Source organism: uncultured Maribacter sp. (assembly GCF_947495965.1).
Lineage (GTDB): Bacteria > Bacteroidota > Bacteroidia > Flavobacteriales > Flavobacteriaceae > Maribacter_B.
Genome location: NZ_CANMBB010000007.1, coordinates 119,105 through 136,113, shown reverse-complemented (window position 1 = coordinate 136,113; position 17,009 = coordinate 119,105). Strand labels below are relative to the sequence as shown.

The 17,009-nt window shown below is 32.7% G+C and carries 11 protein-coding genes and 1 tRNA gene; 9 read left to right on the top strand and 3 right to left on the bottom strand.

Features of this window, described 5'->3' with window-relative positions; translation table 11 throughout:
- Window positions 1-96: 96 nt before the first annotated feature.
- The 4 genes from Q0820_RS13515 (at window position 97) to Q0820_RS13500 (ending at window position 6,439) form a co-directional block, all read left to right on the top strand.
- Window positions 97-975 (top strand): peptidylprolyl isomerase, encoded by an 879-nt coding sequence (locus tag Q0820_RS13515; RefSeq protein WP_298488229.1) that lies wholly within the window; start codon window positions 97-99, stop codon window positions 973-975.
- Window positions 968-2,413, top strand: coding sequence for a peptidylprolyl isomerase (locus Q0820_RS13510; RefSeq protein ID WP_298488227.1), 1,446 nt, complete (start codon window positions 968-970; stop codon window positions 2,411-2,413). The genes Q0820_RS13515 and Q0820_RS13510 overlap by 8 nt, the downstream gene beginning before the upstream one ends.
- 4 nt (window positions 2,414-2,417) lie before the next feature.
- Complete coding sequence (locus tag Q0820_RS13505) at window positions 2,418-3,371, top strand: MoxR family ATPase (RefSeq protein WP_298488226.1); 954 nt, start codon at window positions 2,418-2,420, stop codon at window positions 3,369-3,371.
- A gap of 290 nt (window positions 3,372-3,661) precedes the next feature.
- The gene (locus Q0820_RS13500; protein ID WP_298488224.1) at window positions 3,662-6,439 is read left to right on the top strand and encodes a bifunctional aconitate hydratase 2/2-methylisocitrate dehydratase; all 2,778 of its coding nucleotides are present in this window, start codon (window positions 3,662-3,664) and stop codon (window positions 6,437-6,439) included.
- Between the two features lie 91 nt (window positions 6,440-6,530).
- Here Q0820_RS13500 and Q0820_RS13495 read toward each other — a convergent pair whose 3' ends face one another.
- A complete protein-coding gene (locus Q0820_RS13495) occupies window positions 6,531-9,734 on the bottom strand; it encodes an AsmA-like C-terminal region-containing protein (RefSeq protein ID WP_298488222.1) in 3,204 nt (1,067 codons plus the stop codon).
- A 193-nt stretch (window positions 9,735-9,927) separates the two neighbouring features.
- Between Q0820_RS13495 and Q0820_RS13490 the strand changes: the two genes are divergently transcribed.
- From Q0820_RS13490 to Q0820_RS13480, 3 genes are all read left to right on the top strand, one after another.
- Window positions 9,928-12,201, top strand: a complete 2,274-nt coding sequence (locus tag Q0820_RS13490) for an aconitate hydratase (RefSeq protein WP_298488220.1) — start codon at window positions 9,928-9,930, stop codon at window positions 12,199-12,201.
- 69 nt (window positions 12,202-12,270) lie between these two features.
- Window positions 12,271-12,825 (top strand): TlpA disulfide reductase family protein, encoded by a 555-nt coding sequence (locus Q0820_RS13485; RefSeq protein WP_298488218.1) that lies wholly within the window; start codon window positions 12,271-12,273, stop codon window positions 12,823-12,825.
- 1 nt (window position 12,826) lies between these two features.
- A complete protein-coding gene (locus tag Q0820_RS13480; protein ID WP_298488217.1) occupies window positions 12,827-13,390 on the top strand; it encodes a TlpA disulfide reductase family protein in 564 nt (187 codons plus the stop codon).
- A 34-nt stretch (window positions 13,391-13,424) separates the two neighbouring features.
- On the opposite strand, the gene Q0820_RS13475 is transcribed toward Q0820_RS13480, so the two are convergent.
- Window positions 13,425-13,508, bottom strand: a tRNA-Leu gene (locus tag Q0820_RS13475).
- A gap of 63 nt (window positions 13,509-13,571) precedes the next feature.
- Entirely contained in the window at window positions 13,572-14,603 is a 1,032-nt protein-coding gene (locus Q0820_RS13470; RefSeq protein WP_298488216.1) for a LacI family DNA-binding transcriptional regulator, read from the bottom strand.
- A 159-nt stretch (window positions 14,604-14,762) separates the two neighbouring features.
- Here Q0820_RS13470 and Q0820_RS13465 point away from each other — a divergent pair, with 159 nt between their 5' ends.
- Together Q0820_RS13465 and Q0820_RS13460 are read left to right on the top strand one after the other, a co-directional pair.
- Window positions 14,763-15,926, top strand: a complete 1,164-nt coding sequence (locus Q0820_RS13465) for an aldose epimerase family protein (RefSeq protein ID WP_298488215.1) — start codon at window positions 14,763-14,765, stop codon at window positions 15,924-15,926.
- A 174-nt stretch (window positions 15,927-16,100) separates the two neighbouring features.
- Window positions 16,101-16,985: an AraC family transcriptional regulator gene (locus Q0820_RS13460; protein ID WP_298488214.1), complete on the top strand. Its 885-nt coding sequence runs from the start codon at window positions 16,101-16,103 to the stop codon at window positions 16,983-16,985.
- Window positions 16,986-17,009 lie beyond the last annotated feature (24 nt).

Genomic DNA, 17,009 nt, shown 5'->3' with positions numbered 1-17,009 from the left:
ATAATATGGGTATTAAATGTAATTAGTAAAAACATAAAATATTGCGAAACACCATCTTATTACTATTTTTGCGGAATGTGTTTATTTAAAGTGAATATGAAATTAAAAATTGCAGCACAATTTATTTTGTGTTTGGTAATTGTTTTTAGTGTCTTTTCTTGTGGTTCTTTTATTAAGAAAGAAGAAGAGAGAAAACCTTTGGCAAGAGTAGGAGAGTCTTATTTATATATGAGTAGTGTGGCTCCTTTTTTAAGAAAAGGAATTTCTTCTAATGATAGTGCGGCAATAATTTCTAATTATGTTAATAGTTGGGCATCCAAGCAGTTGTTGTTAAAGAAAGCGAAGATTAATTTACCAGAAGAAAAGCTGGCAGAGTTTGATACTCTAGTTGCAAATTATAAAACGGATTTATATACCAGAGCTTATAAAGAGGCATTAGTGCAACAAGGGAGTGATTCTTTGGTGACTAATGCACAATTAGAAAGTTTTTATGAACGTGAAAAAGAAAATTTTAAGCTCAAAGAAAGAATAGTTAAACTACGTTTTGTAGAGTTGCCTAAACAATTTTTAAATAAAGATGAGGTGATCAAAAAACTAAAGAACTTTAAAAGTGACGATTTAAAATTCCTAGACTCTATTGGTGTTCAGTTTAAAAAATTAAATTTTAATGATTCTATTTGGGTATCTGCCTCTAGAGTTATACAAGAAATACCTCCATTAACTATTGATAATCAGGATAAGTACTTAAAAAAATCACAATTTTTTGAATTGGAGGATGCATTAGGGGTATATTTGGGAAAAATTGTAGAAGTAAAAGAAGTAAATGACGTAGCTCCTTTGTCTTTTGTAAAACCAAATATTAAACAAGTCTTATTAAGTAGAAGAAAGTTAGATTTTCTTAGAAAATTGGAAACAGAAATAATAGACGAAGCAGTTAAAGAAAAAGAATTTGAAGTATATGTTAAGAATGAATAAAATAAAAGCATTATTTATATGTAGTGTGTTTTCTGGAGTTGCTTTTGCACAGGACACAGAACAAGAAGTTCCAGATACGCAAATAGAACCTAAAGAAGTAGTTGTAGAAGAAGTAGCTATAGAACCTGTAAAAGATTCTGTTACTTTTAAGAGAATTAAGTTAGATGGTATTGCTGCAGTAGTTGGAGATTACGTTATTCTAGAGTCTGACATAGAAAAAACACTGATAGATTTAAAAAGTCAAGGAGCATCTACAGAAGATATTACCCGTTGTAGTTTGTTAGGAAAATTAATGGAAGACCGTTTGTATGCGCACCAAGCAGTACAAGATAGTATCTTAGTTTCTGATGATGAGGTAAATGCAACAGGAGATAGGCAACTACAATCTTTAGTACAGCAAATAGGGTCAATGGATAAGGTCTTAAAGTATTATAAGAAAGAAGATGAGGCTAGTTTTAGAGAAGAATTATTTAAGATTAATAAATTACGTATGTTATCAGAGAAAATGCAAGGTAGCATTGTATCTGAAATAGAAATTACACCGGAAGAAGTAAGACAGTTTTTTAATAAGATTCCAAAAGAAGAAAGACCCGTTTTTGGTGCAGAAATGGAAATTGCTCAGATTGTAAAATCTCCAAAACCATCTGAAGAAGAAATACAAAAAGTAATTGATAGATTAAATGAAATTAAGGCCGATGTAGATGATAATGATGCTAGTTTTAGTGTAAAGGCTATTTTATATTCTCAAGATCCTGGGTCCAAATCTAAAGGAGGGTTTTATAGTATTACAAAAGAAACAGGGTTTGATAAAACGTTTAAAGACGTAGCATTTAGTTTGCAAGAAGGAGAGGTTTCAGAGCCTTTTGAAACACAATTTGGATACCATATTATTTTTATTGAAAAAATAAGAGGACAAGAATTAGATTTAAGACATATCTTAATTCAACCAGAAATTTCGGACGATGCATTACTTGAAGCTAAAACAGAGCTAGATAGTATACGTGCTAAAATAAACGAAGGGAAGTTTACTTTTGCAGAAGCTGCTCTTAATTTCTCGGATGAAAAAGAAACAAAGTTTGATGGTGGTTTGTTAAGAAATCCAACAAATTTTGATTCTCGTTTTGAGTTAACAAAAATGGACCCATCTTTATATAACCAAGTAAGAGACTTAAAAGACAATGAAGTTTCTTATCCTATTAGAGAAGATGACCCAAGAGGAGGTCCTCCTAAATATAAGCTATTAAAAGTTACTAATAGGTATGATGAGCATGTAGCAGATTTTGCAAAAGACTATATTAAAATTCAGAAATTAGCCCTAACAGAAAAGCAGTTTGAAGCTATTAAAGAGTGGATGGATGATCATATAGAAGATACGTATATTAGTGTTAATGATTCTAAGAAAGATTGCGATTTTACCAATAATTGGGTAAAGGAATAAATACATGTCAGACGTTACTGCAATAGAAAATTTAGTAAAAAAACACAAAGCCTTAAAGCAAGAAATTGCTAAAGTTATAGTTGGGCAGGATCAAGTAATAGATCAAATATTACTATCTATTTACACAGGAGGGCATTCTTTGTTAATAGGGGTTCCTGGTTTAGCAAAAACGTTAATGGTAAATACTATAGCGCAAACGCTAGGGTTAAATTTTAAGCGTATACAGTTTACGCCAGATTTAATGCCAAGTGATATTTTAGGTAGCGAAGTCTTAGACCAAAACAGGAATTTTAAATTTATAAAAGGGCCAATTTTTTCTAATATTATATTGGCAGATGAAATTAATAGAACGCCTCCTAAGACGCAAGCAGCTTTATTAGAAGCAATGCAAGAGAGGGCAGTTACTATTGCTGGGACACAGCATAAATTAGATTTGCCGTATTTTGTATTAGCAACTCAAAACCCTATTGAGCAAGAAGGTACCTATCCTTTGCCAGAAGCGCAGTTAGATCGTTTTATGTTTGCAATAGAATTAAAATACCCGTCTGTACAAGAAGAAATACAAGTAGTAAAAAATACTACATCAGATACTAAAGCAGTAATAAATACTTTATTTGGTGCGGAAGAAATTATTGCAGTACAAAAATTAATTAGAAGAATACCTGTTCCTGACAATGTAGTAGAATATGCTGTTAAGTTAGTAAATAAAACTAGGCCTAATTTAGATACTGCAGAAGATTTTGTAAAACAATATATAGATTGGGGGGCAGGCCCAAGAGCATCACAGAATTTAGTTTTAGCTGCAAAAGCACATGCGGCAATTAGTGGTAAATTTTCTCCAGATATAGAAGATGTGAAAGCGGTTTCTCTTGGAATTTTAAGACATAGAATTATAAAAAACTACAAAGCAGAGGCCGAAAACATCTCCGAAGAGGCAATTATTAAGCATTTGTGGTAGTGTCGTTACTGTATTTCAAACGTTTTCGTTAGCGATATTGTTAAAAAAAGCACTCAATAAATACGGAATTCGTTTTTTCATATCCATTTTTTTTGTTTTTCTTTAAAACAATAGTGAAGCAACTAGAATTTTTTCCAAAAACTTATAGATTTTAGTAATTTTACAAGATTGCATTTCCCTAAAATATTTTTGTTGGGAATAGCGTTTTATGTGGATAGGGCTATAAAGAGAATATGTTTATAGTCAGATAAAATCACTTATTAAAATACAATACTAAACTAATTTCTTTTATGACTATTTATAAGGATTACATTGCGGAGATTGAAGAACGAAAAGGACAGGGGCTTCATCCAAAACCAATTGATGGCGCAGAATTATTAAGCGCAATTATTGACCAAATTAAAGATGTAGATAATGCGTATAGAGAAGATTCTCTTCACTTTTTTATCTATAATGTTTTACCTGGAACCACAAGTGCTGCAGGTGTAAAAGCTACCTTTTTAAAAGAAATTATTTTAGGAGAAGAAGTTGTAAAAGAAATTACACCTGATTTTGCTTTAGAGCAATTATCGCACATGAAAGGTGGACCTTCTGTTGAAGTGTTGTTAGATTTAGCTTTAGGTGAAGATGCATCTATAGCAAAACAAGCAGCTGAGGTTTTAAAAACTCAGGTTTTCTTATATGAAGCAGATACGGACCGTTTAGAAGACGCAATGAAATCAGGAAGTGCTATTGCAAAAGAAATTATAGAAAGTTATGCGCAAGCAGAATTCTTTACAAAACTTCCAGAAGTAGAAGAAGAGATAGAAATTGTAACGTATATTGCTGGTGTTGGAGATATTTCTACAGATTTATTATCGCCAGGAGCAGATGCACACTCAAGATCAGATAGAGAATTACATGGTCAGTGTATGTTTGAGCATAATAAAGAAATGCAACAAGAAGTGTTGGCTTTAAAAGAACAGCACCCAGATAAGCGCGTAATGTTAATCGCGGAAAAAGGAACCATGGGAGTGGGGTCTTCAAGAATGTCAGGAGTTAATAATGTTGCTTTATGGACAGGGGTACCTTTTAGCAAATACGTGCCATTTATTAATTTTGCACCAGTAATTGCTGGTACTAATGGTATTGCACCAATTTTCTTAACAACAGTTGGGGTAACGGGTGGTATTGGTATTGATCTTAAAAACTGGGTAACTAAAAAGGATGCGGAAGGTAAAACCGTTTATGATGCAGACGGAGAACCAGTTTTAGAACAAGTATATACAGTAGATACAGGTACAGTACTTACGATAAATACAAAAGAGAAAAAATTATACAAAGACGGTAAAGCCGTTAAAGATATTTCTGCAGCATTAACGCCTCCAAAAATGGAGTTTATTAAAGCTGGTGGGTCTTATGCCGTTGTTTTTGGTAAAAAATTACAAACTTTTGCATGCAAAGCATTAGGGATAGATGTTCCTCAAGTATATGCTGCAGCAAAAGAAGTTTCTATAGAAGGGCAAGGGTTAACTGCCGTTGAAAAAATATTCAACAAAAATGCAGTAGGAACTACACCAGGAAAAACATTACACGCTGGGTCTAATGTTCGCGTAGAAGTTAATATTGTTGGGTCTCAAGATACTACAGGATTAATGACCTCTCAAGAGTTAGAGATGATGGCAGCAACTGTTATTTCTCCAATTGTAGATGCAGGATACCAATCGGGTTGTCATACCGCTTCGGTTTGGGATGATAAGTCTAAAGCTAATATTCCAAGATTAATGTCATTTATGAATGATTTTGGATTAATTACAGGACGCGATCCTAAGGGGAAATACTTTCCAATGACCGATGTTATTCATAAAGTATTAAATGATATCGCTGTAGATGATTGGGATGTTATTATTGGTGGAGATTCGCATACACGTATGGCAAAAGGTGTTGCTTTTGGAGCAGATTCTGGAACCGTTGCTTTAGCATTGGCAACAGGAGAGGCTACTATGCCAATTCCGCAGTCTGTAAAAGTGACCTTTAAAGGAAATATGAAACCGTACATGGACTTCCGTGATGTGGTACATGCTACGCAAGAGCAGATGTTAAATCAGTTTGGCGGTGAGAATGTATTCCAAGGAAGAATCATTGAGGTACATATTGGTACCTTAACTTCAGATGAAGCCTTTACATTTACAGATTGGACGGCGGAGATGAAAGCAAAAGCATCTATCTGTATATCGGAAGATGCTACATTAGCAGAATCATTAGCAATTTCAAGAGACCGTATCCAAATTATGTTAGATAAGGGTATGGATAATGATAAGAAGGTATTACAAGGCTTAGTAGATAAAGCAAACAAGCGTATTGCAGAATTAAAGTCGGGAGAAAGACCAGCTTTAAAACCAGATGCAGATGCGCAGTACCATGCAGAAGTGGTAATTGACTTAGATAAGATTGTGGAACCAATGATTGCGGATCCAGATGTAAATAACGAAGATGTATCTAAGCGTTACACACACGATAACATTCAACCATTATCTTTCTACGGAGGTACTAAAAAAGTAGATTTAGGATTTGTAGGATCTTGTATGATCCATAAAGGAGATATGAAGATTTTAGCGCAAATGCTAAAGAATGTAGAGGCACAACAAGGAAAAGTGGAGTTCAATGCACCTTTAGTAGTTGCACCACCAACCTATAACATTGTAGATGAGTTAAAAGAAGAAGGCGATTGGGAAATATTAGAAAAATACTCCGGTTTTGTATTCGATGATGATGCACCAAAAGGTTTAGCACGTACTAAATATGAAAATATGTTGTACTTAGAACGTCCAGGATGTAACCTTTGTATGGGTAACCAAGAAAAGGCAGAACCAGGAGATACCGTAATGGCAACCTCTACACGTTTATTCCAAGGAAGAGTGGTTAGAGATACAGATGGTAAAAAAGGAGAATCTTTATTATCCTCCACGCCAGTAGTGGTTTTATCTACTATTTTAGGAAGAACACCTACTATGGAAGAGTATGAAGCTGCTGTAGAAGGTATTGAGCTTACTAAGTTTAAACCTTCTCAAAAGCAATTAGTAAGCTAGTTTTAGATTACGATTATAATATTTTTAAAAGTCCGAGTTTTTAAGCTCGGACTTTTTTATTTCATGAATTTTGTATTTGTCATCCTGCCTATTATTTAAGATATTTCTCTTTTTTCTTCCCTAAAGACACTTTGTAGTCATCTATAGTTCCTTTAATTTTTAAATTAAGGTATTTTGTTTTTTGGTTAGCATCCACTTTTACAATTTCATCTTCTTGTTGGGTATTGCTAATACTATCTTTCTTTCCTCCAAACAGTTTTTGCCAAGCGGCTTTTTTTACGGTTTTCCAAGGAATACGTATGGCGTAGTCTATGTTTTGATTATTATCATGAGTACCAGAAAGTTGCATATGCCCTAGAGTAGAAGCAATGGTCATAGCGGGAATGGTAATTTTTCCTTGTTGTATATTTAGGCTATTCTGCAAGGTATCAAACCGAATGTTTTGCAGGTTTTTGTCCTCCATATAATCGGAAAGTGCTAACATTGGATTGTAATTTTTTAGTCTTCCGTTTGATACTTGTACATCCATTTCTAAGGTAGACTGGTCTAAATCTGGCACCAAATCTGGATACACTCTAATTTTACCTTTAATGCTAGAAGTAAGCTTCCCTTGTAAATTATTGGAAACGAGATGGTCTTGTCCAAAATTTTCAAACTTAAATAGCAATTTATCCAAATCCACATTATTTAAAACCAAATTGGGTTGCATATAAATATGTTTTGGGTCACTACCGTTAAAATATCCTTTTAATTGAATACTTCCTCCTGCGGCATTCATATCTAATGTATCTACATAAAGGTAATGGTTAGGGGTAGTTCTTAAATCGGCTTTAATATTTTGTAAGTCTATTCTATGGTATATAAAATGAGCAATATCTGCCTTAAATTGCATATCTGTAAATGGCAACTCATATACGTTAAATGCATCTGCATGCTCTTTTACATCTTCAGTTTTTGAAGTAACAACTCCTGTTTGTTTTGGCGGACTTGCATCAAAATTAAAAAGGGCATCAAAATCTATATAATTTGCTTTTAGTGCTAAAAAATTATCTCTTTTCTTTATTTGTGCATCCTTCCCTAAATAATAGTTTAAATCAAAATTAAAATTGGTAGTTCCTATTTCTCCATGAAAATCTTTTATAACTATATGTTCCTCTCCGTAATGTATATTTCCTTTAAAATCATGAAAACGAAGTGGGTGTAACTTCATTTTGGTGTCTAGCTTATCTAAATTTAAATCTATAGAATGTAACGAAGAGTCTTTATAATGCATGCTAGACGCAAAATGCAATGCCAAATTGTTAAAGGTTTCATGTTGGTATTCTTTGGGGACATAATTTTCTCCTTTATAGGAAAATAGGTCTTCGAGTTTTAGTTTTTTAGCAGTAAGATTAATATCTAAATCTACCTCTCCGTTAAGCTCTGGTTGCATCCAAAAGCCATAATCATGTATGAGGCCGTTAAAATGAAAATCGCTATCATCTATATAACCTGTAAAATCTACTAACTGTAAGTCTTTCTCATCTATTAATATATCGGCATGAAAATCATGTAGTTTATGCGGATAATGTTTTAAGTCTGCATATAAACTATCTATAAAAAATTCTCCTTTAGGTAAATACGTAGTTTCTGTAAAATCTTTGGCAGAAGTTTTAAAAGAAAGTCCTAAGCTCAAGTCTTTTATTTGTTCATCGATACCAGTTTGTATAGAATCCTGTTTTGAAAAACCAGTTAGTTGCGAAACATCTATGGTGTTAGAGGCTATATCTAAATGCGCTTTTACTGGAATGTTGGTATGGTGAACTATAGCTGGTAAATTAGAAAGAAAACCACGTATAGATACATCGGTATTACCCAGTAATAGTTGAAACTTATGCAATGTTGCTTCCTTGCCATTCATTACTAAATGTACATTTAGATCTTGTAGGGGAGCGGGAAGCTCTTTGGAAGATAGACTCAAATCTTTTACCAATAATTCTGCAAAATAAGCTTGGTTCAGTTTTTCTAATGCCTTTTCAGGATTATCTATATCTATAATATCATGAAAATTCATTTTCAGAGATACTTGCCCAGAGGCATCTTGTACTTGTTGTAGGTTAAAAAATTCTGTAACAAAATCAAGATTAAAATTTGAGTTTAGTTGCATGTCGATTTCAGGAGATTCAAAATTCTTTACAAAAAGAGATCCTTTAAATTCTCCCTTTTCTAAAGAGGCGGTCATATTGGTGAGAGAAAATTCCATAGTACTGGTATTTCTATTAGCACCATTTGTAAAATGGCCGTTGAAGCCCATGTTATCTATTTTTTTTCTTTTTTGGGTATTCTCCAAAAAAGCTTTTCCTGCTCCAAAGTTGGCGTTTATAAAAGGTCGGTTTCCTTTGTTAGATGGTCCTTGAATAGTAGCATTAAAATAAATTTCGCCTGCATTTTTGTACTTATTTAATATGGGTATTACATCTGTAGGAGCAAAAGCAATAAGCATATCAAAATTGGGCTTAGTTCCCTTTATAGAAAGGTCAAGGTCTACATCATTCTTAGTGTCTATAGAGCCTTCTAGCTCAAAATCTCCATTTTCCATGACAATACCAGAAGGTTGTATGTTTAGAATACCAGTGTATTCATTAAATGCCACATCGGTATGAATTTCAAAATGCTTTTTATGAATAAAAGTCGTATCTCCATCCTTTATCACATTTAATTCAAAATCGGTATCTATATGCCCTGCGATGATACTGTCTGTTTGACTAAAGCCACCTACACCAGTATAAATGAATTTTTCAACATCGGTATTGGTAGCTTCATCTAAGGTGTGAATATCAAGATTTTTAAATCTAATTTTTTTTAAATGAATACTAGTAGAGGGGGTTTCCGTTTCTTCTGTGCTGGCTAAGGAATTTTGAATATTAGTAGTGTTATTTTCATGAATTACAATATTAAAAACGCCTTCTTCTAGAACTAAAGACTGAATATCATAATTGCCCTTTACAATATCCCATAGATTAAAACCTACGAAAATGTCTTTTACGTTCATGATAATAGGTGCATTGTCTTCTTTTGTTTCTAAAACCTGCACATCATATACTTTTATAGAGACATACGGAAAATTGCTAAAAAGAGATAATTCACTTTTGCTAACACGAATAAGACCTTTGTGTTCTTTGTTTAGTTTGGTAATTTCTCCTTTAATAATTTCAGATTGATTACTCTGAATATATAGCATTAGGCTCCCTATTAATAGCATTGGAACTAAGATTAATGCTAGTAAAATTCGTTTCCAGAATTTTTTAATCTTCACAGTAGATATTTTTAGGGATTAGGAAAGGTCTGTATTCCTAAGAATAACGAATTCGTGTCAAAAAAATTTTATTTCAAAGAGGATTTAGTTACTAGAGATAACCGTGTGAATAGATTACATATTTGCTTTATAGGAATGTGGTAATTTTTGTACCTTAGAGAAAACTTAAAAAGAAACTAAAAATAAAAATCTTATGGCATTTGATATTGATATGATTAAAGGAGTTTACTCAAATCTTAAAAATAGAGTAGACGCTGCAAAACAAGTAGTAGGTAAACCTTTAACCTTAGCAGAAAAGATTTTATATGCTCATTTATGGGATGGTAAAGCAGAAAAAGCATTTGTGAGAGGAAAAGACTATGTAGATTTTGCGCCAGACCGTATTGCGTGCCAAGATGCAACGGCACAAATGGCACTATTACAATTTATGCAGGCGGGGAAGACTAAAGTAGCAGTACCAACCACAGTGCATTGTGATCACTTAATACAAGCAAAAGACGGAGCATTAGCAGATTTAAAATCAGCAAATACTACAAGTGCAGAAGTTTTTGATTTTTTAGAGTCGGTTTCTAATAAATACGGAATTGGTTTTTGGAAACCAGGAGCAGGTATTATTCATCAGGTAGTATTAGAAAATTATGCATTTCCAGGAGGGATGATGATTGGAACCGATTCGCACACTGTAAATGCTGGTGGTTTAGGAATGGTAGCTATTGGTGTTGGTGGTGCAGATGCTGTAGATGTTATGGCAGGAATGGCTTGGGAATTAAAGTTTCCTAAATTAATAGGAGTTAAGTTAACAGGAACAATTTCTGGTTGGACAGCTCCTAAAGATGTTATTTTAAAAGTTGCAGAAATTTTAACTGCAAAAGGAGGAACAGGTGCTATAGTGGAATATTTTGGACCTGGGGCTATATCTCTATCTTGTACAGGAAAAGGAACTATTTGTAATATGGGGGCAGAAATAGGGGCAACAACCTCTACATTTGGTTATGACGATGCAATGGAACGTTATTTAAGAGCTACAGATAGAGCAGATATTGCAGATGCAGCCAATGAGGTTAAGGAATATTTAACTGGCGATGCAGAAGTTTATGCAAATCCAGAAGACTATTTTGATGAGGTTATAGAAATTAATTTATCAGAGTTAACCCCATTATTAAATGGCCCTTTTACGCCAGATTTATCTACCAAAGTTGGTACAGATATGAATGTAAAGGCTACAGAGAATGATTGGCCTATAGCAGTAGAGTGGGGATTAATAGGTTCTTGTACTAACTCTTCTTATGAAGATTTATCTAGAGCGTCTTCCATAGCACAACAAGCTATTGATAAAGGAATAAAAATGAAAGCAGAATTGGGTATTAACCCTGGTTCGGAACAAGTGCGTTATACTGCTGAGCGAGATGGTATTCTAGGAATATTTGAAAACCTAGATGCTAAAATTTTTACAAATGCCTGCGGGCCATGTATAGGGCAATGGGCAAGATATAGTGACCCTAAGAATGCTCCTAAAAATAGTATTGTGCACTCTTTTAATAGAAACTTTGCTAAACGTGCAGATGGTAACCCTAATACACATGCTTTTGTAGCTTCTCCAGAAATTACGGCAGCTATTGCTATTGCAGGAAGATTAGATTTTAATCCAATTACGGATACGTTGATTAATAAGGATGGGGAAGAAGTAATGTTTGATGAGCCAACAGGATGGGAATTACCTCCAAAAGGATTTGAGGTAAAAGATGCAGGCTTTTTAGCTCCAGATGAAGATGGTTCTGGTGTTGTGGTTAAAGTGTCTCCAGATTCTGAAAGGTTGCAATTGCTAGAGCCTTTTACTCCTATAAAAGATGAGAGCTTACTTGGTGCTAAATTATTAATAAAAGCATTTGGTAAATGTACAACAGATCATATTTCTATGGCTGGGCCTTGGTTGCGCTTCCGTGGACATTTAGATAATATTTCTAATAATTGTTTAATAGGTGCTGTAAATGCTTTTGGTAAGAAAACTAATTTTGTAAAAAATCAATTAACAGGAGACTTTGGTGGTGTTCCAGATACCGCACGTGCATATAAGGCTGCTGGAATAAGAAGTATTGTAGTTGGAGACCATAATTACGGAGAAGGTTCTTCTCGTGAGCATGCCGCAATGGAGCCTAGACATTTAGGGGTTGCAGCAGTTATTGTAAAATCTTTTGCTCGTATTCATGAAACAAACCTTAAAAAACAAGGTATGTTAGGATTAACGTTTGCAAATGAGAATGATTATGATCTAATTCAAGAAGATGATACGTTTAATTTTATAGATATTTCTGAGTTTGCTCCGGATAAGCAATTAACAATTGAAATTGTTCATGCAGACGGAAGTAAAGATGTTATTATGGCTAACCACACCTATAACGATGCGCAAATAGAGTGGTACAGAAAAGGTTCTGCTTTAAATGTTATAAAAATGGAAAATGCTAACTAATTGCTAGTTGTAAATATTTAATAAAAAACTCCTGATTTTCTTCAGGAGTTTTTTAGTTTTGGAGTACATATGAGTAAAAAAACAATAGTAAACGTAGTATTAATAGTTGCAGTAGCCTCTTTTTTTGTTACCCCAGTGGGCTATTATGGTAAGGTATGGTTAAATAAAATATTTGCTAAAACACCAAACGTTATTGCAGTAGAGAATAGACAAAAAATTAAAGATTATGAATGGGAATTAAAAGACCCTAATTGGAATGTTTTTAATTTTAATAAATCTAAAGGGAAAGTTGTTTTTATTAATTTTTGGGCTTCATGGCGTTTGCCTTGTGCAGCAGAGTTACAAGAAATTCAAGAAGTATATAATAAATATAAGAATACAGTAGACTTTTATATTATAACCAATGAGGAAAGGGCTCCAGTGGAAGAATTTATGATAAAAAATAAATTCACATTTCCTGTAACCTATCTATTTATAGGAAAAAAATCGCCATTAGAAATTTTAGAGGCACCGGCATCTTATCTTTTAAATAAAAAAGGAGAGATTGTTATTAAAGAATTTGATATTGCAGATTGGGATAATAATACAATAGATACTTTGTTGCAAGATTTGATAAAGGAGTAAGATGAAAATAACCAAGAAACTAATTGGTAATATACTGTTTGTTACGCTACTAGTTATTTTGTTATTTACTCCCTTAGGCTTTTCTATAAAAGTGTATGTAAATAGGTTAATATCTTTTAGTCCGTCTATGGTGAAAGCAGAAGAGCGGGTTGTAATTAAGGATTATAATTGGCAGTTACGTACTTCTAAATTGGAACATATAAACTTAAGAGAAGCTAAGGGTAAGGTAGTATTAATAAATGTTTGGGCTACTTGGTGCCCTCCTTGCGTTGCAGAAATGCCAGGTTTACAAGAATTGTATGCAGCCTATAATAAAGATGTTATATTCTTATTTATAGCACAAGATGCTCCTGAAAAAGTAAGTGCTTATTTGCAAGAGAATAATTTTACTTTTCCTGTGTATTATGAGTATTCTAAAGCGCCAGAAGCTTTTTTATCTAATAGCATACCAACAACCTATATAATTAATAAAAGAGGAGAAATTGTAGTAGCCAAAATAGGTGCCGCAGATTGGAATAGCGATAAAACTAGGAAATTAATAGACGGACTTATTGTTGCGAAATAAAAAACGCTTTTTTACATAGTAAAAAAGCGTTTTGTGCCCACGACTGGAGTCGAACCAGCACGTCCATAAGAACACTACCCCCTCAAGGTAGCACGTCTACCAATTCCGCCACGTGGGCATAAAGTAAAGCGCAAATATATAAAGCTAGTGGGTAACTAAAAATTAATTTAGAGTTTTGTTTTTAAGAAGTTAAAAGGTTTTCTTTTAGGATAATATCTATAGGAATATTGTAGTTTGTTTTTAAAGTTTCCTGCTTGGCAATATGGTTAAATAAGTTTTTAATGGCCATATATCCTTGCAATACAGGTTGCTGATTAATTAAGAAGCTTATTTCTTCATTTTTTAAGCAGTTAATATTTTCTTCATTTAAATCAAATCCAATTATTTGCGTATTGGTCACCTTTTCTTTCTTTAAGGCTTTTGCTATAATATGAGATTTAGAATTTGTTACAAAAATCCCTTTTGGAGATTCTGTTTTTAGCCATGTAATTAGTTCAGGGCTTAATTTATAGTCATTTTTTAAAAAGTAAGATTTAGAGAGTATTTCTTTTTTATAGGCAACAGTTTTTATAAACTCTTTAAAGCCACCTTCTCTTTGTAAGTTGTTAACTAAAGTTCCTTTATCATTTTGTTTATTTATAATTAGATATTCCCCATCTGTGCCAACAAGACCGTAAAGCAATCTGCCAGCAACCATACCAGCTTGATGGGAGTTTTGTCTAATAAAATGAGCATTATCTTCTAAATCTATTTCAGTATCTAAAAAAACAACAGAGGTTTGTTTTTTAGCAGCTTTTTGCAATAGAATATTACTTTCTGTTTTAAAAAAAGGAACGGTAATAATAGCATTGTATTCTTTTAAAAAAATAGATTCTATTTCTTTTCTATAGGTTTTAGAGTCCTTAAAATGTAAAAAGTCTACCGCAACTCCCATCTCCTTTAATTCACTAACGGCATTGTTAATACCTTGTATTGGTAATTTCCAGTAGTTCCATTCTTTTTTAGTCTCGGGCAACAAAACTGCAAATTTTATTTTTTTTATAGAGGCAAGCTTAAGCCTGCTAGCAGTAGTGTTTTTTGTATACCCAGTTTCTTTAATAATTTTAAGAATCTTTTTTTCTGTTTCTTTAGAAACACCAGGTCTTTTATGAATAACACGGTCTACTGTTCCAATAGATACATTTGCGAGTTTTGCAATTTGTTTTATTCCCATGTTTTAAGAAAATAACTAATTTGTAATTGTAAAAATAGGATTAAAAAAAGGAATTTACAGTTATTAATGTAGGTTATACTTACCTATTTACACTATAATTAATTGGAATGCTATACTTTTTGTTATTTTTAAGCAATCTGGAAAAATTAATTTTTAAGAATGAATAGTATAAAGTGTTTAGGTGTTATTTTAGCTTCTACTTTTTTATTTGTGCAATGTAAGCAGGATAATAAAGTGAAAAAGGTTGCTAAAGAAAAAAAACATATGATTAAAGAGGGGAGTTTTAAGGATACTATAAATGGAGAAGAAGTTGGTTTATATAAACTTAAAAATAAAAATGGTTTAGAGGCTGTTTTTACAAACTATGGGCAACGCCTTGTTGCATTATATGTTCCAGATAAAGATGGTAGTTTTTCGGATATAGTATTGGGTCTTTCTTCTATAAAAGAGTATACTGGACCAAAAGGAGGTTATTTTGGTGCCGTAATAGGGCGTTACGGAAATAGAATTGCTAACGGAAAGTTTACTCTAAATGAAACTGAATATACTTTAGTTAAAAATAATGGAGAAAATCATTTACATGGAGGAGTAACAGGTTTTAATGATGTTGTATGGAAAACAAAAAGTATAAGTTCTAGCGAAGTAGAATTTTCAAGAACTTCTCCGGATATGGAAGAAGGGTATCCTGGTAACGTAGAAGTTGCTGTAAATTACAAGCTAACGGATGCTAATGAGTTAAAAATACAGTATACTGCAACCACAGATAAGGCAACGCCAATTAATCTTACGCACCATTCTTTTTTTAATTTAAAAGGGGAAGGACAAGGAGATGTATTGGATCATGTGTTAACCCTTAATTCAGATGCGTTTACGGCATTGAATAAAAATCAGATTCCTACAGGTGAAATAATAGACGTAAAAGGTACTCCTTTTGATTTTACAACCCCTAAAGAAATTGGTAAGGAGATAAACAATTCTCATGAACAGCTAATTTTAGGTAATGGTTACGATCATAATTTTATAATAGATTCCTCTAAAAAGAATCCTGCAGGAATTTATTTTGCGGCAAGAGTTGTAGAACCTGTTTCAGGAAGAGTAATGGAAGTCTATACGAATGAGCCGGGAATGCAATTATATACTTCAAATTTTTTAGATGGTTCTGTTGTAGGAAAAAGTGGTAAACCATACGTTAAGAGAGGGGCTGTATGTATAGAGACGCAACATTATCCAGATTCTCCTAACCAATCTAAATTTCCTTCCACTATTTTAAATCCAAATGAAACATATTCTTCTGTATGTATTTATAAGTTTTTGGTAGAATAGTTTAAAAAAAAAATACTTTTCGCTATTGGTAAAATGAGTATTTGCTAGTTTTTTAACTAGCACTATTTTATCATGATTGTGTATTTTTTATTGTTTTTGTGGTAATTTTTATAAATTTAAAGATGCTTTATGCGTTTTTGTAAGCGTGTAAAATACACTAATACAATATTAACTATGAAATTAACATATAAGCAGACAGAAAGAAAACCAGAAAATTCTTTTTTAGCAAGACAAGATACATTACCCTGTATTGAACAAGATTGGCATTTTCATAAGGAACTAGAGTTAATCTATTTTATGAAAAGTACTGGTACACGTTATGTAGGTAATTCAATAGGTAATTTTGGTCCAGGTGAATTATACCTAATAGGTAGTAATGTGCCACATTTATTTAAAAATCATAAAGAATATTATGAAGATGAAAATGTAGCAGGGGCTGTAGATCTTATTGTAGTTAAGTTTGAAAAAAGCTTTTTAGGAGATGCTTTTTTAAATTTAACAGAGTCAAAAAGATTACAACAGTTATTCCAAAAAGCAGACAGAGGACTTAAGTTTTCTAAGGCAGTTACTTACTTGGTGCATAGCTATATGGTTGGTTTAGTTGGTAGTAATGGTTTGTCTAGTGTAATTGGGTTATTAAATGTTTTAGATATTTTGTCTATAAGCGAAAACTATGAGCCACTATGTTCAGAAGTTATTACAAATACATTTAATAAGAATGAAAAAGAGAGAATGGCTAGGGTTATTTTGTATTTAACAGAAAACTTTGAAAAGAAAATTGAATTAGAGAAAGTAGCTTCTATAGCTTATATGACACCAAATGCTTTTTGTCGTTATTTTAAGAAAAGAACTCATAAGTCTTTTACACAATACCTTAATGAAATACGTTTGCGTCATGCTTGCAAATTATTAATAGAAGGGGAGTTGCAAATATCTGCAATATGTTACCAATCTGGTTTTAATACACTTACCAATTTTAATAGGCAGTTTAAAGGCTTAATGAATGTAACTCCATCAGAGTATATGGAGAAATATAAGAAAGACCAAGTAGTTGCTTAGTTGTATTTTAATATATTTCTTGGG